At 64.7% G+C, this 21,557-nt stretch carries 21 protein-coding genes; 6 read left to right on the top strand and 15 right to left on the bottom strand.

What is annotated here, in order from left to right:
- Positions 1 to 30 precede the first annotated feature (30 nt).
- The 4 genes from lon to tgt form a co-directional block, all read right to left on the bottom strand.
- Positions 31 to 2,439 carry an endopeptidase La gene (lon, locus tag FIV09_RS05250; protein ID WP_152449012.1) on the bottom strand — a complete coding sequence of 803 codons (2,409 nt, stop codon included), beginning with the start codon at positions 2,437 to 2,439 and terminating at the stop codon, positions 31 to 33.
- A 248-nt stretch (positions 2,440 to 2,687) separates the two neighbouring features.
- A complete protein-coding gene (locus FIV09_RS05245; RefSeq protein WP_152449011.1) occupies positions 2,688 to 3,125 on the bottom strand; it encodes a PAS domain-containing protein in 438 nt (145 codons plus the stop codon).
- 225 nt (positions 3,126 to 3,350) lie between these two features.
- A complete protein-coding gene (locus FIV09_RS05240; protein ID WP_152449010.1) occupies positions 3,351 to 3,644 on the bottom strand; it encodes a glucose-6-phosphate isomerase in 294 nt (97 codons plus the stop codon).
- Between the two features lie 254 nt (positions 3,645 to 3,898).
- A complete protein-coding gene (gene tgt, locus FIV09_RS05235; protein WP_152449009.1) occupies positions 3,899 to 5,026 on the bottom strand; it encodes a tRNA guanosine(34) transglycosylase Tgt in 1,128 nt (375 codons plus the stop codon).
- Between the two features lie 279 nt (positions 5,027 to 5,305).
- Between tgt and rimK the strand changes: the two genes are divergently transcribed.
- On the top strand, positions 5,306 to 6,715 hold the full coding sequence (gene rimK / locus FIV09_RS05230) for a 30S ribosomal protein S6--L-glutamate ligase (RefSeq protein WP_152449008.1): 1,410 nt from the start codon (positions 5,306 to 5,308) through the stop codon (positions 6,713 to 6,715).
- A gap of 73 nt (positions 6,716 to 6,788) precedes the next feature.
- Here the strand turns inward: rimK and FIV09_RS05225 are convergent, their stop codons facing one another.
- From FIV09_RS05225 to FIV09_RS05210, 4 genes are read right to left on the bottom strand one after another with little or no spacing between them, the layout of a single operon-like run.
- Positions 6,789 to 7,178 carry a DUF4149 domain-containing protein gene (locus FIV09_RS05225; protein WP_152449007.1) on the bottom strand — a complete coding sequence of 130 codons (390 nt, stop codon included), beginning with the start codon at positions 7,176 to 7,178 and terminating at the stop codon, positions 6,789 to 6,791.
- Entirely contained in the window at positions 7,175 to 7,885 is a 711-nt protein-coding gene (ubiG, locus tag FIV09_RS05220; protein ID WP_152449006.1) for a bifunctional 2-polyprenyl-6-hydroxyphenol methylase/3-demethylubiquinol 3-O-methyltransferase UbiG, read from the bottom strand. The genes FIV09_RS05225 and ubiG overlap by 4 nt, the downstream gene beginning before the upstream one ends.
- Positions 7,878 to 8,699, bottom strand: a complete 822-nt coding sequence (locus FIV09_RS05215; RefSeq protein WP_152449005.1) for an isoprenylcysteine carboxylmethyltransferase family protein — start codon at positions 8,697 to 8,699, stop codon at positions 7,878 to 7,880. The genes ubiG and FIV09_RS05215 overlap by 8 nt, the downstream gene beginning before the upstream one ends.
- 58 nt (positions 8,700 to 8,757) lie before the next feature.
- Positions 8,758 to 9,324: a CIA30 family protein gene (locus FIV09_RS05210; protein WP_172975628.1), complete on the bottom strand. Its 567-nt coding sequence runs from the start codon at positions 9,322 to 9,324 to the stop codon at positions 8,758 to 8,760.
- Positions 9,325 to 9,471: 147 nt separating this feature from the next.
- Between FIV09_RS05210 and FIV09_RS05205 the strand changes: the two genes are divergently transcribed.
- The 5 genes from FIV09_RS05205 to tpiA all read left to right on the top strand — a co-directional run bounded on the left by FIV09_RS05205 (position 9,472) and on the right by tpiA (position 13,097).
- Positions 9,472 to 9,834, top strand: coding sequence for an SUF system Fe-S cluster assembly protein (locus FIV09_RS05205; RefSeq protein WP_152449004.1), 363 nt, complete (start codon positions 9,472 to 9,474; stop codon positions 9,832 to 9,834).
- A gap of 158 nt (positions 9,835 to 9,992) precedes the next feature.
- Positions 9,993 to 11,237, top strand: coding sequence for a glycerophosphodiester phosphodiesterase family protein (locus FIV09_RS05200; RefSeq protein WP_152449003.1), 1,245 nt, complete (start codon positions 9,993 to 9,995; stop codon positions 11,235 to 11,237).
- 43 nt (positions 11,238 to 11,280) lie between these two features.
- Positions 11,281 to 11,829, top strand: a complete 549-nt coding sequence (locus FIV09_RS05195) for a sugar O-acetyltransferase (protein WP_152449002.1) — start codon at positions 11,281 to 11,283, stop codon at positions 11,827 to 11,829.
- A 65-nt stretch (positions 11,830 to 11,894) separates the two neighbouring features.
- The gene (locus FIV09_RS05190; protein ID WP_152449001.1) at positions 11,895 to 12,278 is read left to right on the top strand and encodes an iron-sulfur cluster assembly accessory protein; all 384 of its coding nucleotides are present in this window, start codon (positions 11,895 to 11,897) and stop codon (positions 12,276 to 12,278) included.
- A gap of 81 nt (positions 12,279 to 12,359) precedes the next feature.
- Entirely contained in the window at positions 12,360 to 13,097 is a 738-nt protein-coding gene (gene tpiA, locus FIV09_RS05185) for a triose-phosphate isomerase (RefSeq protein ID WP_152449000.1), read from the top strand.
- Between the two features lie 115 nt (positions 13,098 to 13,212).
- On the opposite strand, the gene FIV09_RS05180 is transcribed toward tpiA, so the two are convergent.
- The 7 genes from FIV09_RS05180 to FIV09_RS05150 form a co-directional block, all read right to left on the bottom strand.
- On the bottom strand, positions 13,213 to 14,589 hold the full coding sequence (locus tag FIV09_RS05180; protein ID WP_152448999.1) for a TRAP transporter large permease: 1,377 nt from the start codon (positions 14,587 to 14,589) through the stop codon (positions 13,213 to 13,215).
- Positions 14,590 to 14,593: 4 nt separating this feature from the next.
- The gene (locus FIV09_RS05175) at positions 14,594 to 15,283 is read right to left on the bottom strand and encodes a TRAP transporter small permease (RefSeq protein WP_152448998.1); all 690 of its coding nucleotides are present in this window, start codon (positions 15,281 to 15,283) and stop codon (positions 14,594 to 14,596) included.
- Positions 15,284 to 15,396: 113 nt separating this feature from the next.
- Entirely contained in the window at positions 15,397 to 16,416 is a 1,020-nt protein-coding gene (locus tag FIV09_RS05170) for a DctP family TRAP transporter solute-binding subunit (protein ID WP_152448997.1), read from the bottom strand.
- 288 nt (positions 16,417 to 16,704) lie between these two features.
- Entirely contained in the window at positions 16,705 to 17,337 is a 633-nt protein-coding gene (locus FIV09_RS05165; RefSeq protein ID WP_152448996.1) for a hypothetical protein, read from the bottom strand.
- Between the two features lie 141 nt (positions 17,338 to 17,478).
- The gene (locus FIV09_RS05160) at positions 17,479 to 18,705 is read right to left on the bottom strand and encodes a sigma-54 dependent transcriptional regulator (protein WP_152448995.1); all 1,227 of its coding nucleotides are present in this window, start codon (positions 18,703 to 18,705) and stop codon (positions 17,479 to 17,481) included.
- A 121-nt stretch (positions 18,706 to 18,826) separates the two neighbouring features.
- Positions 18,827 to 20,569 carry an ATP-binding protein gene (locus FIV09_RS05155; RefSeq protein WP_152448994.1) on the bottom strand — a complete coding sequence of 581 codons (1,743 nt, stop codon included), beginning with the start codon at positions 20,567 to 20,569 and terminating at the stop codon, positions 18,827 to 18,829.
- 390 nt (positions 20,570 to 20,959) lie between these two features.
- Positions 20,960 to 21,439: an Lrp/AsnC family transcriptional regulator gene (locus tag FIV09_RS05150; RefSeq protein ID WP_152448993.1), complete on the bottom strand. Its 480-nt coding sequence runs from the start codon at positions 21,437 to 21,439 to the stop codon at positions 20,960 to 20,962.
- Positions 21,440 to 21,557 lie beyond the last annotated feature (118 nt).

The raw sequence follows: 21,557 nt of genomic DNA, 5'->3' as shown, positions 1-21,557 counted from the left end.
GCGTTGTTGGTTCACACGAATGTGGCGCGCTTAATGCGCGATGGCACCCGCTGCGTCGCCACGCTTTTCAGCCAGCGCCTGCGCTGCGGCCTCTTCCGCGGCCTCGTCCCACTCGATGGGCTCGGGCTTGCGCACAAGCGCCCGGTCCAGCACCTCGAAGACGTGGGAGACCGGCACGATCTCAAGCCCGTCCTTCACGTTGTCCGGCAACTCGGCGAGGTCCTTCTCGTTCTCCTTCGGGATGAAGACCGTCTTGATCCCACCGCGCAGCGCGGCAAGCAGCTTCTCCTTCAGGCCACCGATGGGCAGCGCGTTCCCGCGCAGCGTCACTTCGCCCGTCATGGCGATGTCGCGGCGTACCGGGATACCCGTCAGCACCGACACGATGGACGTCACCATCGCGAGACCTGCCGAGGGGCCGTCCTTGGGCGTGGCGCCTTCGGGGACGTGGACGTGGATGTCCATTCGCTCGAACTTCGGCGGTTTGACCCCGATCTGAGGGCTGATCGACCGCACATAGCTCGATGCCGCGTCGATCGATTCCTTCATCACGTCGCCCAGCTTGCCGGTGGTCTTCATCCGACCCTTGCCCGGCAGGCGCAGCGCCTCGATCTGCAACAGATCGCCACCGACCGAGGTATAGGCGAGGCCCGTGACCACACCGACCTGGTTCTCTTCCTCGGCGAGGCCGTATTTGTGCCGCCGCACACCGAGGTAATCGGACAGGTTCTCGGGCGTGATCACCACCTTCTCGGCGTCCTTCTTGACGATCTCGGTCACGGCCTTCCGCGCGAGCTTCGACAGCTCCCGCTCGAGGTTCCGCACGCCCGCCTCGCGGGTGTAGTAGCGGATCGTGTCCGTCAGCGCCTCGTCGGTGATCTCGAACTCGCCCTTCTTCAGGCCGTGGTTCTTGACCGCCTTGGAGATGAGGTGCCGCTTGGCGATCTCCGCCTTCTCGTCCTCGGTGTAGCCTGCGAGCGGAATGATCTCCATCCGGTCCAGAAGCGGGCCCGGCATGTTGTAGGAGTTCGCCGTCGTCAGGAACATCACGTTCGAGAGGTCGTATTCCACCTCGAGGTAGTGATCGACGAAGGTCGCGTTCTGCTCGGGATCGAGCACTTCGAGCATGGCCGAAGCCGGATCACCACGGAAATCCTGACCCATCTTGTCGATTTCATCGAGCAGAATGAGCGGGTTCGTGGTCTTCGCCTTCTTCAGTGCCTGGATGATCTTGCCCGGCATGGAGCCGATATAGGTCCGGCGGTGGCCGCGGATCTCGGACTCGTCGCGCACGCCGCCCAGCGAGATGCGAATGAATTCGCGCCCCGTGGCCTTCGCGACCGACTTGCCGAGCGAGGTCTTACCGACACCCGGAGGACCCACGAGGCACATGATCGGCCCCTTGAGCTTCTTCGAGCGCTGCTGCACCGCGAGATATTCGACGATCCGCTCCTTGACCTTGTCGAGGCTGTAATGGTCGTCGTCGAGGATCGTCTGCGCGCGGCCCAGATCCTTCTTCACGCGGGACTTCGTGCCCCACGGGATCGACAGCATCCAGTCGAGATAGTTGCGCACGACGGTGGCTTCGGCCGACATCGGGCTCATGTTCTTGAGCTTCTTGATCTCGGCATCCGCCTTTTCGCGGGCCTCCTTCGAGAGCTTCGTCTCGGAGACACGCTTTTCCAGCTCGGCCACTTCGTTCTGGCCGTCCTCGCCGTCGCCCAGCTCCTTCTGAATGGCCTTCATCTGCTCATTCAGATAGTACTCGCGCTGGGTCCGCTCCATCTGGCTTTTCACGCGCGTCTTGATCTTCTTCTCGACCTGCAGGACGGACATTTCCCCCTGCATGTGGCCGTAGACCTTCTCAAGCCGCTCGGAGATCGAAAGCGTCTCCAGAAGCTCCTGCTTCTGGTCCACCTCGATGCCGAGATGACCCGCCACGAGATCGGCAAGCTTCGCAGGCTCATCCGTTTCCGACACCGCGGACAGAGCCTCTTCGGGGATGTTCTTCTTGACCTTGGCGTAGCGCTCGAACTCGTCGGCGACGGTGCGCACCAGCGCCTCGATCGAGGTCTCGTCGCCCGGCATCTCGGTCAGATACTCGGCGGAGGCCTCGAAGAAGGCATCATTGTCGGTGAAATGCTCGATCCGCACGCGGGCCTGCCCCTCGACCAGAACCTTCACGGTGCCGTCGGGCAGTTTCAGCAATTGCAGAACATTGGCGAGGACGCCCGCCTTGTAGATGCGATCCGCGGTCGGATCATCATCGGCGGCATCCATCTGACTGACCAGCAGGATCTGCTTGTCGTCGTTCATCACCTCTTCCAGCGCGCGCACCGATTTCTCGCGGCCCACGAACAGCGGCACGATCATGTGCGGGAAGACCACGATATCGCGCAGAGGCAGCACCGGATAAGATGTGTTGAGTGGCTGTTGCATGCTTGTTCCTTGTAGCTGGCAGAGCGATCAGGGCCCCGCGATGCGGCAGCCCCATCCGTCCCCGTCTGGACTATGTAGGTGGGGCGATGGGCGGCCCAATTCAAGCGCTGATCCACCGCAGGTTTGACGCAGAATGACCAAGCCGCCTGCCGGGCGCAAGACGTGGTAGGCGTCGGATCGAGCATCGCCGTGAAAATCGGATGCCGTGCGGACAGCGCCTCGCGGAATGCGATCAGTTCACGATGAGATCAGGAAATGACGAGCGGGCTGACCGGACGTTCGGTCAGCACCGAGACGGAAATCAGTTCCTGAATATCGCCGGATGCGTCGGGCACGCCTGCCACGGTCACATCCCAGCAGGCCACCCGGCCCTTGGCGGTCGGGCATTCCGCCACGAAACGGGCCAGATGCCCCGCTCCGGCCTCTGCCACGGCACGGTCCAGCATTTCCCGCGTCTCATCTGGCCAGAGCGACGACCATTTCCGCCCAAGAAGCGCGGTCAGGTCGTCGATTTCCATGGCGCATCGGCCATTGCGGCTCATGTAGCGGATAGTGCCATCGAGGTTCAGCAGCTTCACGCAATCCTGCGAACAGGACATCAGCATCGCCGTGCGGGCATCGAGCGTGATCCCGGCGGCGCGCGCCTCTTCGATATCCCCCAGGGCCGTTTTCAGATTATCGAGCATGTCATCCCCCTGTCACCGCTTCGCACTCGGCTTTGGAGGAGCTTGTAAGGCGTTTCTCGGAGAAAGGCAGCCATCTTGTCGCCCCCGGCAATGGCCCGTGACATTATGCCCAAGCGTCGCGGCGCGCGCCTCAGGTCACAAACAAGACGCGCGCCATAGGTCGCGACATGAAAAAAGGGCGCCACGATCCGCGCGGCGCCCTTCGATGAGAAACCTATGCCCCGATCAATAGCCCGGCGGGCACGGCGCGGGCTGACCGTTGGGATAGGCGCAGCGCACGGTGCTGGTGTTTTGCTGACGCGGACCGGTGTTGGAGGCAATCGCCCCACCCGCCGCGGCGCCTGCCAGAGTGGCCACTGCGCGGCCGGTGTTGTTTTCCTTGTTGGCATCGGCAGCGGCCAGTCCGGCGGCGCCACCGATCAGCGCGCCCGTGGCATAGCGCTGATCCGACGACATGTTCCCGCAGCCTGCGAGGACTGCACTTCCAAGGGCCAGCGCTGCGATTGCTGATTTCTTCATAACGACGTTCCTTCTGTCGGCTTGAATTTCCTCAAGCGGTACGATGGATAACGCATGAAAAGCGATTTCGTTTGATCGTTATCAGATATCAGCGCCGATCTGGCCGAAAACGGCAGGAACCCGCGCATTAAGAAACCGGGCTCCGGCAAGATCCCGGCAGCTGCGACGCGGTGTTCTCGCGCCCGGCAATGATGTCGGTCTATGTCTGACTGTGGGCGCCTCGTCCCCGCGCCACGCGCCCCGGCGGGATGACCTTAAAGCGGCGGAATATCCCCTTCGGCGCGCTTGGCATGGAATGCAGCCTCGAACGCGTCGAAGCGATCCGCCTCGATGGCGTCGCGCAGGCCCTGCATCAATTCTTGGTAATAGTGCAGGTTGTGCCAGGTCAGCAGCATGCCCGCGATCATCTCGCCCGCGCGGTGGACATGGTGCAGGTAGGCACGGCTGTAGTGGCTGCAGGTCGGGCAGGTGCATTCTTCATCGAGCGGACGCGGGTCATCCATGTGGCGCGCATTCTTGAGATTGACCTGACCGCGCCGCGTCCAGGCCTGTCCCGTACGGCCCGACCGCGAGGGCAGCACGCAATCCATCATGTCGACGCCGCGCTTGACGGCGCCCACGATGTCGTCGGGCTTGCCCACCCCCATCAGGTAGCGTGGACGGTCTTCCGGCAGAAAGCCCGGCGCGTAGTCGAGACAGCCGAACATGGCCTCCTGCCCCTCGCCCACCGCAAGCCCGCCGATCGCATAGCCCTCGAACCCGATATCGGTGAGCGCGCGCGCCGATTCCTCCCGCAGGTCCTGCTCCAACCCGCCTTGCATGATCCCGAAGAGGGCGTGACCGGGCCGATCCCCGAACGCCTCGCGCGACCGGGCCGCCCAGCGCATGGAAAGCTGCATGCTTTCCGCGATGCGGTCGCGGCTGGCAGGCAGGGCCGGGCATTCGTCGAAGGCCATCACGATATCGGAACCCAGAAGCCGTTGGATCTCCATCGACCGCTCGGGCGTCAACTCGTGCTTCGAGCCGTCGATATGGCTTTTGAAGGTCACGCCCTTCTCGGTCAGCTTGCGCAGATCGGCGAGGCTCATCACCTGAAACCCGCCCGAGTCGGTCAGGATGGGCTTGTCCCAGTTCATGAAGCGGTGCAGCCCGCCCAGCCTGTCGATGCGCTCGGCAGTGGGGCGCAGCATCAGGTGATAGGTATTGCCCAGAAGGATGTCGGCGCCGGTGGCCGCGACGCTTTCGGGCATCATCGCCTTGACCGTGGCGGCGGTGCCCACGGGCATGAAGGCAGGGGTCCGGATCGTGCCGCGCGGCGTCTCGATCCGGCCTTTGCGGGCGCGCCCCGAACGGGCGTCGAGTGTGAAGGAAAAGCGTGTCATGGCCCGCTCATTGCCCCGGAATGCGGCCTGCCCGCAAGGCCTCTTGCCTCCCCCGCGGCCCACATCAGCGTCCCGGGCGCGCGCCCCTGTCACGTTCGGACCAGAAATACCTCCGGAGGTCTGGAGGCAGCGCCTCCAGCGGATCGGCGTGGGCTCAAGGCCCGCGCCGATCCGATCCCGCAGCCACACCTGCAATGTCGGCCCTGCCCGATGCACACTGGCCCGACCCCGCACCGGCTGATAGGTCTGCCCTCAAATCCGAATTGAGGACTCCCTTCGATGACCGACGAGACCGATCCCGCCACCGACCTGATCCGCTTTGGATGGGAGGAATGGGTGTCGCTGCCCGATCTTGGCCTGCCCGCGCTGCGCGCCAAGGTCGATACCGGCGCGCGGACCTCTGCGCTGCACGCCTCCGACATCGAGACCTTCGGCCCGGCCGCGACACCCAAGGTGCGCTTCACCGTGCATCCCGTGCCAGAACGCCAGGACCTCGTGATCCCCTGCTCGGCCGAGATCATCGACCGCCGCGTGGTGACCTCCTCGAATGGCGAAGGGGAGAGCCGCTACGTAATCGGCACCACGCTCAACGTGGGCGGCGAAGCCTGGCCCATCGAGGTCACCCTGACCAACCGGGCGGGCATGGCGAGCCGGATGCTTCTGGGCCGCGAGGCGCTGAAAGATCACATCGCCATTGTCGCCACCGACCGCTTCCTGCAACCGCAGCTCAGCTACGACATCTACGCCTCGACACGGGTGCGCAGCGCCGCGCCGAAGCGCGCGCTGCGCATCGCGGTGATGAGCCGGGAGAACAACTATTCCACTCGCCGCCTCGTCGAGGAGGGCGAATCCCGCGGCCATACGGTCGAGGTGATTGACACCACCCGCTGCTACATGGCGATCAACGCGATGGCCCCCGAGGTGCATTACGACGGCAAGCGCCTGCCGCGCTATGATGCGGTGATCCCGCGGATCGGGGCGTCCGTTACCGCCTATGGCACCGCCGTGATCCGCCAGTTCGAGACGATCGGCACCTTCTGCGTGAACGGCTCCGAAGGCATCACCGCCTCGCGCGACAAGCTCTACGCTCATCAGCTCATGGCGCGCCACAAGATCGGCATGCCCAACACGGCCTTCGCGGCCTCCCCCAAGGATACCGACAGCCTGATGCGGCTCGTGGGCACGGCGCCCCTGATCGTGAAGCTGCTCGAATCCACGCAAGGCAAAGGCGTCGTTCTGGCCGAAACGAAGAAAGCCGCCTCCTCGGTGATTGACGCCTTCCGGGGTCTGCGCGCCAATTTCCTCGTGCAGGATTTCGTCAAGGAAGCGGCGGGCGAGGATATCCGCTGCCTCGTCGTGGGCGGCCGCGTCGTGGCCGCGATGAAGCGCACGGGCGCCGAGGGCGATTTCCGCTCGAACCTGCATCGCGGCGGCTCGGCGCAGGTGGTGCGCATCTCGAAGGAGGAGCGGGACTCCGCCGTGCGCGCAGCCAAGGCCTTCCGGTTGAACCTCGCAGGCGTGGATCTCCTGCGCTCGGAGGCGGGGCCGAAAGTGCTCGAGGTCAATTCCTCGCCCGGGCTCGAAGGGATCGAAGGCGCCACGAAGAAGAACATCGCGGGGCTGCTTTACGATCACATCGAGGAGCGCGTGCGCCCGGCGCCGGTGCGCAAGCGCAAGCTTCTGGGCTGAGGGCTGAGGGCTGAGGGCTGAGGGCTGAGGGGAACCTCTTGTGGGGTGGGTGACAACCCACCCCACGCATTGCCTAGACGAAGCGCGTCAGCACGTAAGCCATGCCCGCGATATGCACGAGGCCCAGCACGACAGAGACACCGTGCAGCCTGCCGAAGCGCGCCTTGTCGCCCGCATCCGTCGCCGCATTGATCGCGGGCATCAGCACCTGGCGCGCCGGGATGGTGCTCAGCGCAATCGCGGCGAGGATGCCCGCCGACAAAGTGTCGGAGGGCAGAGCGAGCGCCGCTGCGAGCGCCGATAACGCAATGACAAGCGTGTAGAAATGCGGGAACGCGGCCCGCAAGAGGCGCCGCGCCTCCTTCTCTTCGGTGTTCTTCAACAGGAAGACCGCAAATCCGAAGGAAAACAGGACCGCCCCGCCGAAAAGAAGCGCCGTGGTCAAAAGGGCCAGTGTGGTCATGCCGGTTTCTCCGCGATCCCCATATATTGCACTGTCTTCAGGGGCAGTGGCCCGAAGGTCAAATCGCCCCGCCGGGTCATCCCGCGCGGCCCGAGCCCGGTCATGTGCCGATCCGACAGCCCGGCCGTCTCCATCTCCGCGCGCAGTTCGGCGGGGGTGATGAACATCTCGGGATCGTGCGTGCCCTTGGGCAGGATGCGCACCACGTCTTCTGCCATGGTGATGGCCATCAGCCGCGCCACCGCGTTCCGGTTGATCGTGTCGTAGAGAAACAGACCGCCCGGCCGCAGCACGCGCGCCACCTCGTCCAGCGTCTTCTGCAGATCGGCGACATGCTCCAGCACATCCACGCAAACGACTGCGTCGAAGCTGTCATCGCCATATGGCAACGCCTCGCCCACGCCGACGTCATAGCGGATGGAGAGGCCCTCGCCCTCCGCATGGGCTTTCGCCGCATTGATGGCCTCCCGCGCGGGATCGATGCCCGTGACCTCGGCGCCGCGCTTGGCCAGCGCCTCCGCCATGAAGCCGCCCGCGCAGCCCAGATCGAGGACGGTCTTGCCCGACCAGTCGATATACCGGTCGAAATACTTGAGCCGCCCCGGCACGAGGTTCTTCAACGTCCGGACCCAGCGGATCTCGTCCGACCACCATTGGGCGGCGACATCGTCGTAGATGGCAAGGTTGTTGCGGGTCGTCTCAGCCATTGGAGCCTCGTTTCGGGAACATGTAGCCGGTGTCCTCCTGGTAGCGGGTGAAGCGCGCGCCGTGGCGCTTGGCGTAGCGGCGCTCCTTCAGCTTGCGCGGTGCGATCAGGCAATAGGCCGTGAGGCCCAGCGCCAGCACCAGCTGATCCGGCGTCCAGGTCGGCACCGTCCAGAGCGTCAGGGAAAAGCCCAGATAGATGGGCTGGCGGATATAGCGGAAAATGCCATGGGTCGGCATGTCCGGGTAGCGCGGACGGACCTTCTGCAGAAGCGACATCCAGCCCAGCGCGCCCGATTGCAGCTCCGCGCCCGCGTCGAGGTTCGACTTCATCAGAAAGCCCCAGGCCGCAAGGTTCAACGCGGTCATCGCCACCAGCGCCCAGCCCTCGGCCTGCCACCAGACGATGCCCGAGGGCGTCCACAACACGAACAGCGCCAGGAGCTGCAGCGAGGCGAAGATCGTGTAGGAGGTCGAGGCCAGAACCGATCCATAGGGTTCGGGAAAGACCCGCGCAGGCAGCTTGGCCAGCCGTCCGTTCAGCAACAGCGAATGCAGCACCGGAAATTGCGCCAGAAGCAGGAAATTCGTCAGCGCGGCCCAGGGCCAGAGCACGGTGCCGAGGCCGGTGCTCATCCCGTTATAGAGCGTCCAGAACATCCAGATCACCGCGGCCGCGAAGATCAGGTGGCACAAGAGCCCGTAAGCGATGGCCGCCGCGATCCGCGCAGCCCCCGGAGGTGCGTCGAAATTGCCGAGAACCAGTTTGATGAGCCGGGCAACGGGATGCTCCGGCGGGCGCGGTGTGTCTGTCATGCGCGGCAGATATGGCCCGGCCCGCCCGCGTCCAGTCGGCGCCCAGAGGCAATTCGTCTCAGTAGAGGGCGACCTCGCGGATATCGAGGCTTGCGGTATAATCCGCGCCGTAAGCCACGATGCCCAATGCCGTCAGGGTCTCGGGTGCGGGCGTCCTGCTCAGCGGGGCGCCTTGCGCGTTGAACTCGGCAAAGGGCAGCCGCACCTCGCCCCAGCTATCGCGGGCCACGAACCCCGCGCGGTAATGCTGCCAGGGCAGATACATCACCTCGGTCCGAAGATGCACGTAATAGCGCGCATCATTGCCCCGTACGATCAGGCGAATGCCCTGCGCATCTGCAGGCACGTCCGACAGCGCGCGCCGCATCTGGATGAAGCCGCCATTGTTTGCCGTCGACACCTCCCCCGTGAGGCGCGCGATGCTTTGCCCGCCCTCGTTCAGAAACGCGACCTGCCCGGTGGACACACCGCCCATCACGCCGTCGGTGAAAAAGCGCCAGCGCGTCTCTGGCCGGTTGTCGAACGTGTCATGCATCAGGGGACCTGCGGCGAAGGCGGCACGCGGCGCGAACCCCGCGCAAAGAATGGCGGAGGAAAGCGTCGCCAGGGCAGTGCGTCGGTGCATGGTGGCGGAGCGATGTGCGGCGGTGCGCTGTTTCATATCACAAGAGTTAGCGCGACATAACGGCACTGCCAGCATGCGGCGCTGCCCTTTACCCGCGGCCGGCCATTCCTTATATCAATTGTCGGAATTGATGCGAAGGGACGCTGCATGAACGATCAGAGCCCGCAACTCGAAGGCGCACCGCTGATACAGCCGTCGAGCACGGAACACCCGCTCTACGACCGGATCGTGGAGGCGTGCCGCGGTGTCTATGACCCCGAAATCCCCGTGAACATCTACGATCTGGGGCTGGTCTACACGATCGACATCTCCTCGGAGAACGAGGTGCGCATCATCATGACGCTGACCGCTCCCGGCTGTCCGGTGGCAGGTGAAATGCCCGGATGGCTCGCCGATGCGGTGGAGCCCGTGGAGGGCGTCAAGCAGGTCGACGTGGAGATTACCTGGGATCCGCCCTGGGGCATGGACATGATGTCCGACGAGGCGCGGCTCGAGCTGGGGTTCATGTAAGGCGGAACCCAGCCGATTCCCGGTTCGTGGTTGCGCGCGCTTTCGCCGCCAGCCCCCGGAGATCGCCGCATCTGTCATCTAACCGTAACAGATACATTACGAATTTGTCGTAAAGCCGTGTATATCTGAGGCCTCAAAGTCACCATACGAGGTCTTTCATGACACGTGCATTTCTCATGGGTACAGCGCTGACCGCGCTGGCCTTTCCGGTCGTTGCAGAAGAACATTCCGAGGATTACTCCGCGGGCATGAGCTACGGCGTGCGTCCCTTCCATCTCATCGCGAAGATGGATGACAGCCCGCTCAAGTCCGAGCTGATGGCCTGCATGGGCCAGACGCCCGAGCGCAGCGCCTTCTCCATCGGCCATCGCGGCGCCCCCCTGATGTTCCCCGAGCACACGGTCGAATCGAACCGTGCGGCCGCCGGTCAGGGCGCGGGCATCCTGGAATGCGACGTGACCTTCACATCCGACCAGGAACTGGTTTGCCGTCACGCCCAGAACGACCTGCACACGACCACGAATATCGTCGTGACCGACCTCGCCGAGAAATGCACGCAGCCCTTCGCCCCGGCCTCGGGTGACGCGTCGGCCACCGCAGAATGCCGCACGTCGGACATCACGCTCGCGGAATTCCGCACGCTTGACCCGCTGATGGATGCGGCCAACGGCGCGGCAACCACGGCCGAGGAATATATCGGCGGCGTCGCCCCCTGGCGCACCACGCTTTACGAAGATGACGCGACGCTGATGACCCATGCGGAATCCATCGCGCTTTTCGACAGCCTCGGTGCGGATTTCACGCCCGAGCTGAAGGCCCCGTCGGTCGAGATGCCCTTCAACGGCTTCAGCCAGGAAGATTACGCGCAGAAGCTGATCGACGAGTACAAGGAAGCCGGGATCGACCCCTCGCGCGTCTGGGCGCAAAGCTTCAACCTCAGCGACGTACTCTACTGGATCGAGAACGAGCCCGATTTCGGCGCGCAGGCCGTCTATCTCGACGACCGCTACGAGGCCGAGGATGACGACGAGGGTCTGATCGACCCGATGGATGCGTCGACCTTCAAGCCCACCATGGCGGAGCTGAAGGAGATGGGCGTCAACTACATCGCACCGCCCCTGTGGATGCTGGTCACGCTGAATGACAACGGCGAGATGGTGCCGTCGGTCTATGCCGAGGAAGCGGCAGCGGCAGACCTCGACATCATCACCTGGACGCTGGAGCGGTCCGGCCCGCTCGCCTCGGGCGGCGGCTGGTATTTCCAGTCGGTGACCGATGCCATCGACAATGACGGCGACTACTTCGAGATCCTCGACGTTCTGGCGCAGGATGTGGGCGTCGTGGGCGTCTTCTCGGACTGGCCCGCAACGGTGAGCTACTACGCCAATTGCAAAGGCCTCTGATCCGGGCCACCCTCGCCGCATTTGGTGGGGGGTGCAGGATCGGATGACCAGCGAGAAAGCAAAGATGATCGCCGGGGCGCCCTATTTCCCCGGCGATCCCGAACTGGCCGAGGATCGCAAGCGCGCCCAACGGCTGATGCGCGCCTACAACCAGACGGTCTATGGCGATGAGGGACGGGACGCGATCCTGTCCGACCTCCTGGGTCAGCTGGGCGAGAAATGCGCGATCCGCGCCCCGCTTTATGTCGATTATGGATACAACATCACCATAGGATCCGGCGTCTTCCTGAATTATTCCTGTTACCTGCTGGATGCCGCTCCGATCATCGTGGGCGACGGATGCGATATCGGCCCCTTCGTGCAATTGCTGACCGCGGATCACCCGCGCGATCCCGCCGCCCGCAAGGCCGAGCTTGAAAGCGCCTATCCCATCGTGATCGGACGCGATGTCTGGCTGGGTGCCAGCGCGATCATCCTGCCGGGCATTACGGTCGGCGACGCGGCCATCGTGGGCGCGGGCGCGGTGGTCACCCGCGATGTACCACCGGGCGCGACCGTGATGGGCAATCCCGCACGGATCCGCGAGGCCTAGCCCCGGCCCCATTGGAATTTCCCCGTCGATCCCTTATGTTGGCGCTATACCCAAGGAGGCATCCCATGTTCGGCATTCCGGGCCAAGCACCGCTGACCATCACACCGGCCGCGGTCCAGCAGATCACCAAGCTCATGGCGCGCGATAACCGTCATGGCCTAAAGATCGGCGTCAAGAAGGGCGGCTGCGCGGGCATGGAATACACCATGGATTACGTCGATGCGGCCGATCCCCATGACGAGGTCGTGGAGCAGGATGGCGCGCGCGTGATGATTGCCCCCATGGCGCAGATGTTCCTCTTCGGCACGGAGATCGATTACGAGGTCTCGCTTCTGGAGTCGGGCTTCAAGTTCCGCAATCCCAACGTGGTCGATGCCTGCGGATGCGGCGAGTCGATCAAGTTCAAGGATGTCGACGAACTTCAGGCCGAGCGCGAAGGCCAGAACTGATCCATATCGCCCCGCGCCGGGCGCTTGACCTTCGGACATGCTCCGCGATGATGCGGACAACCCCAACCCGGAGGATGCAAGATGACGCGCAAGATCGCTGCAGGCAATTGGAAGATGAACGGTACCGGCGAGAGCCTCGCCGAGCTTGAGACGCTGGCCGCACGGACCGGTGACAGCGCCGAGGTGGTTATCTGTCCGCCCGCCACCCTGATCGATCGCGCTGCTGCAAAGGCTGGGCCTGTCGCCATCGGCGGGCAGGATTGTCATTCGGCCGCCTCGGGCGCGCATACCGGTGACGTCTCGGCCGAGATGCTGCGCGATGCGGGTGCGACCTTCGTCATCACCGGTCATTCGGAACGCCGCGCCGATCATCACGAAAGCGATGCGGATGTCGCCGCCAAAACCAAGGCCGCCTGGGATGCGGGCCTGACGGTGATCCTGTGCGTGGGCGAAAGCCTGGCGCAGCGCGAAGCGGGCGAGACGCTGGACATCGTGGGCGCACAGCTGGCGGGCTCCGTGCCGGAGGGCGCGACCGCTGACAACCTGATCGTCGCCTATGAGCCGATCTGGGCCATCGGCACCGGCAAGGTGCCCACGCTCGAGGAGATCGGCGAAGTGCATGCCTTCATGCGCAAGACCCTGTCGGATCGCTTTGCCACGGGCGGCGATATGGCGCTCCTTTACGGGGGCAGCGTGAAGCCCGGGAATGCGGCTGAAATCTTCGCCGTGGCGGAGGTGAATGGCGCGCTCGTGGGCGGGGCCTCCCTGAAGGCCGGCGATTTCGGCGGGATCATCGACGCACTCAACGCCGCGTCGTAAGGCGCGCTCCAAGCCCATATCTTCGCAAGAAACAGGGCGGCGCTCCTTTTGGAAACGCCGCCCGTCACTCGTGACCAACCGATGCGGCCCGTAAGGGCCAAAGAGGTGCGCCCGGTCAGTAGGTGATGATCTCCGGACCCATCAGCATGGTCGGCAACCATGTGGACAGGATCGGGATGTAGGTCACCATGATCAGGAAGATGAACAAGACACCCAGGAACGGCAGCGCCGCGCGGACGACCCGCGTCATCGACATGCCCGCCACGCCCGAGGTCACGAAGAGGTTCAGACCCACAGGCGGCGTGATCATCCCAATCTCCATGTTCACCACCATGATGATGCCGAGATGGATCGGATCGATGCCAAGTTGGATCGCGATCGGGAAGACCAGCGGCGCCACGATCACGAGAAGGCCCGACGGCTCCATGAACTGACCGCCGATCAGCAGGATTACGTTCACGATCACGAGGAACATGATCGGCCCGAAGCCCGCATCGAGCATCACCGCAGCGATATGCTGGGGGATCTGCTCGTCGGTCAGCACGTGCTTCAGGATCAGCGCGTTGGCGATGATGAACATCAGCGTGATCGTAAGCTTGCCCGCGTCGAACAGCGTGTCCTTCGTGTCCTTGTGGAAGAAGGCGGTGATCAGCGCGATGGGCTTGTGCAGCAACGTCTTGTTGGGCTGGCCCTCCTCGGTCGCAAGGGGGCCCATATCCGCATAGACGAAATTCGCGATCAGGAAGGCGTAGATCGCCGCCACCGCGGCGGCTTCGGTGGGTGTGAAGATGCCGCCGTAGATGCCGCCCAGGATGATGACGATCAGGAACAGCCCCCAGGAGGCCTCCCGCGCCGAGGCGAAGACCTCGGTCCAGCCGAGCCAGTCGCCCTTGGGCAGATCCTTGACCTTTGCGATCAGGTAGATCGTCAGCATCAGCATCGTGCCTGCCATGAGGCCCGGGATGACACCGGCCAGGAACATCCGGCCCACCGACACATCCGTGGCCGACGCGTAGACCACCATCACGATGGAGGGCGGGATCAGGATGCCGAGCGTGCCCGCATTGGCGATGACGCCTGCCGCGAAGTCCTTGGAATAGCCCACCTGCCGCATGCCCGCGATCACGATGGAGCCGATGGCCACGACCGTGGCAGGCGACGAGCCCGAGAGGGCCGCGAACATCATACAGGCGAAGACGCCCGCGATGGCAAGACCGCCCGGGAAATGCCCCACGACGGCGATGGAGAAGCGGATGATCCGCCGCGCCACGCCCCCCGTCGACATGAACGACGAGGCCAGGATGAAGAACGGGATCGCCAGCAGCGTGTAATGCCCCGCCATCGCCTGAAAGAAGCTCTGCGCGATCGAGGCGAGCGAGGTATCCGACAGAACCAGCAGGAAGATGGTCGAGGAAAAGCCCAAGCTGACCGCGATCGGCACGCCGATCAGCATCAGGCCGATGATCATGGCGAAAAGAACGACGACTTCCATGATCTCAGTCCCCCTTGTTCATATGGGCGACGTCATCGACGGCGTCTTCGGCTTCGTGGCTGACGATCAGCGATTTCTGCTCGCCCTTCCAGATCCGCACCGCGGATTGAATAAAGCGGAAGAGCAGAAGGGCCGCGCCGAAGGGCAGGATCACGTAAGGGATGAAGCGGGGCAGCTTCTCGTAATCCATGCCCTCGTTCATGATGGGCTGGATCCAGCGCAGCCATTCGGGGAACGGGATGTCGATGGTCTCGTACCAGCCGCGATAGGACGTACGGCCCATCTCCTCGAGACCCGTGGGGAACCAGCGCCCGGTGGTCTGCGGCAGGTTGGCGAAGTTGGCCCAGTAATCCCAGGCGCCCTTCAGAAGCAGGAACGCGTAAGCCAGGCACACCGCCGCGGCGATCATGGTCAGCACACGGCGCGGCCCTTCCGGGATCGCGTTGGTCACGGCGTCGACGCCCAGATGCGCGGTCTTCTTCACGCAATAGCTGACACCGAAGAGGACCAGCCAGGCAAACAGAAGCGACGTCGCCTCAAGGCCCCAGATCAGGCCCGTGTTGAAGCCGTAGCGCAGAACCACGTTGATGAAGGTGATGATGGTCATCGCGCCGAGGATCACGGCGATGGCCGTCTCCTCCAGCTCGTCGATGAACCGCCCGAACGCGCTGTCGGGCTCGTGCTGGACAGACATGAAAGCTTGCTCCCCCTTCCATGCAGGCCCCTCGGCCCGCAAGTCCCCTTTGCCGGAAAGCCCCGCCCGCGGCATGCGCGGACGGGGCAATGATCAGATCGAGACGATCCGGATCAGTTCATCTCGTTGATGGACTGTGCCGCGGCGATGTTTTCCTCGCCCACATCTTCCCGGAACTGGTCCCAGACGGGCTTCATGGTCTCGACCCAGGCCGCGCGCTGCTCTGCGGTCAGCTCGCGCACGACACCACCCGCATCGAGGATCGCCTGCTTGGCTTCCTCGTTGACAGCGAAGCTCTCGGAGTTCCGGGTCTCGGTGACCTCGGCCACGATGGTGGCGAGCTGGTCGCGCACATCCGCATCGAGGCTGTCCCACCAATCGGTGCCCGTCACGACGAGGTAGTCGATGACGCCGTGGTTGGTCTCGGTCGTGCCGTCCTGCACTTCGAAGAACTTCTGGCCGTAGATGTTGGACCAGGTGTTTTCCTGACCGTCGACAACGCCGGTCTGCAGCGCGCCGTAGACCTCGGAGAAGGCCATCGGCTGGGGCGATGCGCCCATGGCCGCCATCTGCGCCTTGAGCACCTCGGAGTTCTGCACGCGGAACTTCAGGCCGTCGGCATCGGTGGGCTCCAGAAGCGGCACGTTCGCCGACATCTGCTTCATGCCATTGTGCCAGTAGGCCAGGCCCAGCAGACCGCGGCGGGTCATGGATTCCAGCATCTCCTGGCCGGTATCGGAGGCCTGGAACGCGTCGACCGCGTCGATATCCTTGAACATGAACGGCAGGTCGAAGATGCGGAACACCTTGGTGAACTGCTCGAACTTGGACAGCGACGGGGCGGCCATCTGCACGTCGCCCTGCAGCATTGCCTCGAGCACCTGGTCGTCGTTGTAGAGCGTGGAGTTCGGGTAGACCTCCATGCAGGCAACGCCGTCCATCTCGGTGTTGACGCGCTCCATCAGAAGGCTTGCGGCAATGCCCTTAGGGTGACGGTCGGTGTTGGTCACGTGGCTGAACTTGATGACCATCTCGCCATCGTCGCATCCGGCCTCATGCTCTGCGGCAAAGGCGGTGGTGGCGGAAATGGACAGCGCCGCGACGGCAGCGGTGGTCTTCAGAAATGTCTTCATAAGGTCCTCCCAGACGGTATCGAGGCGGCTGCGCACCTCTTCTCTGCGCCCGGCGTGACCGCCCGACGCTGCCAAAGAGGGAACGCCGAACGCGTCGTTCTGACAAGCAAATTGATTCGATTCGAATCGGACACCGTTTGTTCAATATTCTCAGCGCCTTAGGGTCAGCCGTCCGTGAATGCTTCCGCGGTCTGTGCGAAAAACCGCACAGGCCCTGCCCTCATGCGTGCGAAAAATCGCACGCATAATAGGTCGGCTGGCAGGCGGGCGAATCCCCCCGCCTGGCGGTCACTCCTGATCGATGGGCGGGGCGTTCTCGGGCTCGGACGTGCCTGGCGTCCCGAGTGCCGCCTGCGCATCCTCGACGATCCGCTCCGCCTCGCCCACGCCGAAGTAAAAGCCCAGGATCGTGCCGAGGATCGCCACGAGCGAGGTGAACACCTCCTTCGCGCGATCGAAGGAATGGCTGCGCGAGCTGTCCGAGATGAAGCTCGCACTGACGATGATCAGCGCCAGCGACATCACGCCCAGCGCGAAGATGAAGGTGATCAGACCGCGCGCCGTCTCCGTGTCGGACAGCTGATCGAGAAGCGTGGGCTCCGACTTCGAGAAAATCCCGAAGGCGATGACGCCCAGCACGATCACCATCAGCGCGAAGACGCTGAGCCCGAACGATAGAAGCCCTGCGCTGCGGCGACGGGGCGCGGCCTGCTCGAAGGCCAGGAATGCGCGGGCAAGGTCCATCTGGCGCGCGCGGCGGGCCTGCTCGGTCAGACCCGGCAACGCCTCGATCCGGGCCTGGGCTTGCGGGAGGGTCGAGATCCCGGCCCAAAGGTCCGGTTCTGCGCTCACATGAGTGCGGAGCTCGTCGAAATCGGCCGCCTTGGTGGCCGTCAGCCAATCGGAAAAGGATCGGGTCATGGGAAAGTCCTGTCAGAAAGGATCGGTCGAAAATGTCGCGTCAAATATCACGACGGTATCACGACCGCGCCTTTCGCGCTATCGCGGCAGGCCGTTCCCTCCGGGGCGTCGCTGCGCCGTTCCGCTTGCGGCCGGAAAGCCCTAGCGGAAATCCTCGGGCTTGAGCCCATATTTTGCGAGCTTGTCGTAGAAGGTCTTGCGCGGCAGTTTGAGCGCCTGCGCCGCGCGGCTCGCCTGCCCGTTCGCCCGGGACAACGCCTCGCTCAACAAAGAGCGTTCGACCTGCGCCATCCGGTCGGCCAATCCAAGCCCCGCAGTCTCCGCAGGGGTCGCATCGCGCAGCCCCAGGGCAAAGCGCATCGCCTCCGACATCAAGGCGCGGGCATTGCCCGGCCAGTCGCGCGCCATCAGATCCGCATCGACCGCCTCGGTGATCTCGGGCGGCTGAAGTCCAGCCTGCTCCGCCGCTTGCGCGACGTAGTGCCGAAAGAGAACGGGAATGTCCTCGGGCCGCTCGGCCAGCGTGGGGATCTCCACGCGGCAGACCTCGAGACGGTAATAGAGATCGGCGGAAAAGCGGCCCTCGGCCGCGGCGCGGTCCAGCCGTTCGCTCGTGCCCGCGACCAGAACGGGCCCGCCCGCGTCAAGCGCATCCGCGAGCGCCATCTGCAGATCGGGGCCAAGCTGCCCGATCTCGTCGAGAAAGAGCGTGCCCTGCGCCGTCTGTGACCAGATATCCGCCAGCTCCGCCCGGTCGAGCGTGCGCGCGGCGCGCTTTTCGAAAGGTTGCTTGGCGCGCGAGGAACACAGATGCAGCACCTCCGCGATCTTCGGGATACCCGTGCCCGGCGCGCCGCTGACCAGGGTGGCGGCCCCTGAACGCGCCGCGATCCGAACCTGTTCGCGCAGGGCTTCCGATTGCGCGGAGCGCCCGAAGATCAGCCGCGCGGCGGGATCGCCCGACTCCAATTGTGCCTTGAGGCGACGGTTCTCCAGAACCAGTGCACGGGTCGTCAGCGCCCGACCGATCACCGCAACAAGGTCCGACGGCGCGCAAGGCTTCTCCAGGAAATCGAACGCCCCCGCCGCCATCGCACGCACTGCCATCGGGATATCGCCCTCGCCCGTCAGAAGGATCACCGGCAATTCGGGATCGGCGGCATGGGCGAAATCCAAAAGGTGAAAGCCGTCGCGGCCCGGCATGCGGATATCGGACAGGATCACGCCGTCGAAATCCGCACCGATCCGGTCCTTGGCCTCGACGAAGGAGCCGGCGGTGATCGGGATCAACCCTTCGAGATCGAGCGTCTGGGCCAATGCCTCGCGCACAGCCATGTCGTCATCGACCAGAAGCACGTTGCGGGTCATGGCGCTCTCCACCCGTTGCGCGCGGACCGATGCGCGCCGGAAGCGATGCCAGCGGTGACGGGCCTGTGCGCCGATTTTCGGTAGAGCTGGGTCACGCCGGTTTTCTTCTTGCCGGTATCCGTCATGCCGCAGCCTTCGCATTGGTCAGCTCGACCGTGAAGATCGCACCGCCCCCTTCGGCATTGGCACCGCGCAGCTTGCCGCCGAAACTCTGGATCATGCCGTAGCTGATCGACAGGCCCAGCCCCATCCCCTCCGCAGCGCCCACGGCCTTGGTGGAGTAGAACGGGTCGAAGATGCGTTCCGGCTCCTCAATGCCGGGGCCGCTGTCCTGCACGGTCAGAAGCGCGTGGCCCATCCCGTCCTCGGTGATGCGGATGCGCAGCCGCCGCTCGACGCTTTCGGCCATTGCGTCAAGCGCGTTGGTGATCAGGTTCAGCACGACCTGACCGAGCCGCACCTCGCCCCCGATCACGATGATCGGCGTCGCAGGCGCGGTCCAGTCGACAGAGACACCCTCGGCCCGGATGCGCGTCTCCACGAGGTCGAGTGTGGCATCGACGATCCCCGCGAGCCCCACCTCGGTCGCGGGCGCGGCTTCCTGCCGGGCGAAGGCCCTGAGGTTCTGGATGATGCGCCCCATACGGCCCGCCATTTGCGAAATGCGCGCGAAATTCCCGGCTGCCGCGTCGGGCCGTCCGCGGTCGAGGAAGGCCGTGCCATTCTCCGCGTAGGACCGGATGGCCATCAGCGGCTGGTTGAGTTCGTGACTGATCCCGGCGGACATCTGCCCCAGCGCCGAGAGCTTGCCCGCCTGCACGAGATCGGCCTGCGCGCGGGTCAGCTGGCGCTCGGCCTCCTGCCGTTCGCTGACCTCGCGCCTGAGGGCGGCATTGGTCTCCGACAGGGCACGGGTCCGGGCCGAGACGCGCTCTTCCAGACGCTGATTGGCAAGGGCCAGCGTGCGGCGGCGTTCGGTCGCAAGAAACAGGAGCGCCCCGAAGAAGAGGCAGATCGCCACCGCCGCCGCGGCCTGCAGGCTGGCCAGCCGCTTGGCCGCCGTCACGTCGATGAGGGCATGCCCCGTCAGGCCGATCACCGGCAGATGGTCGGTCAGGTAAACGGCTTCGGCCGGGATATAGGGCGACAGATCCTGTTGCCGGATCTCGTGTCCGCCCACCCGGTCGACGCTCAGCGCCACGCGGCGTCCCTCGGGTGCGATGAGCGTCGCCGATGTGGCCTCGCGCCAGAACAGAAGCTCGGAGCGATTGGTGACGAATATGCGCCCACCGGGATCGGTGAAATAGACCGTGGGCAGCGATCCGCGCCAGTCGCGCTCCAAGGCCGCGAGGTCGACCACGACGATCAGCGTGCCCGCCACCGTGCCATCCGCGCCGAAATGCGGGGCGGCAAAGGTGAAGACGCGAATGTCGCCCATCATGCCGAGACCGGCGCCCAGCGCGCCCTGCCGCGCGCGGCCGATGACCTCGGTCGACGCCATGTCGAACGGATCGCCCGGACCGGAGGCGGCCAGGATCCGGCCATCGAGCGACAGGAAGAACGCCGCCGCGGTCCCGGTCCGGTCGGTCGCTTCCAGAAGGGCGTTGTCGGCCGCAGCGCGCGGCCCGCCTGCCCTGCGCGCCTCCAACGCCGGGTGATCCGCCATCAGGACAGCGAATTCGCGGTAGCGCGACAGCTGGGTGACCAGCCGGTCGGCGGCCAGTGCAAGATCCGACTCGCCCGCCTGCGACAGGGGCTGCAAGGCCTGCACGTATCCGGTGCGCCAGACGACAGCGCCCAGCGCAGCCACCGCGGCCAAAAACAGGGCCACGAGCCCCGCACGGATATCGAGATGCCTCCTCATCGCCCCTCCTTAGCGCGAGGCGCCGTGCCTGCGCCAGCGCGATGCGCCGAGGCATCGGCACGCCGCGGCCCCTTGCAGATGCGCAACTCCTGTGAGTCGCGCAGAACCGCTCCGCGCTCAACGCCATCCCCGTTGCGGCACCCCGTCCGGTCCCGGCGGCGCGGGACGCGCACGGGTCAAGGATCGCCGCAGGCGACCGGGCTTCAGCCCGGCTTGTCCTTGAGGCGGGCGCGGCTCGCCTCATCCTCGAGATGGCGCTTTCAGGGCAGACCTGCCCCTGAAACGCTTCTCAGCAGAAAATCCCGCACTCTACCCATTTCCCCCGGCCCCCGGGGTCCGCACAAATGGCCCATGCGACGCGGCGCGCAAGCGCCAAGGAGCGGGCCCCGTCTAGAGTGGCAGGGCCGTCGTGGACTTGATCTCCTCCATCGACAAAAGCGCCGTCACGTTATGCACTTTCACCTCGGAAATCAGCGCCTGGTAGAAGGCGTCATAGGCGCGGGCGTTCTTCACCCGGACCTTCAGGATATAGTCGATATCGCCTGCGAGCCGGTGCGCTTCCTGCACTTCCGGCCGCTCTTTCAGGGCCTTGAGAAAGAGCCGCTGCCACTCCGCCTCATGCTCCGAGGTGCGGATCAGAACGAAGAAACAGGCTTCGAAGCCCAGCGCCTCGGCATCGAGCTGCACGGTCTGCGCCCCGATGATCCCGGCCTCGCGCATCTTGCGGATCCGATTCCAGACCGGCGTCTTCGACGAGCCGACGCCGCTTGCGATATCGTCCAGCGATTGGCTGGCATCGCGCTGCAGTTCCGCAAGAATTTTCCGGTCCGTCTCGTCCAGCCGAACCTCCGTTCTGTCTTTTGTCGCCATCTGGAATTCTCCACTCTCGAGCCCCGCACAGATAGAACAAATGTCCTTGTTTCCGCAAGCATCTGGATATCCAGCGGAACAATATTCTATTTTAAGCAAGCAAACCGCAAAGGCTCAA

The sequence above is a fragment of the Roseivivax sp. THAF197b genome (genome assembly GCF_009363255.1).
GTDB lineage: Bacteria > Pseudomonadota > Alphaproteobacteria > Rhodobacterales > Rhodobacteraceae > Roseivivax.
Note: the sequence above shows the minus strand (reverse complement) of the source record. Positions and strands in the feature narration are given on the sequence as shown.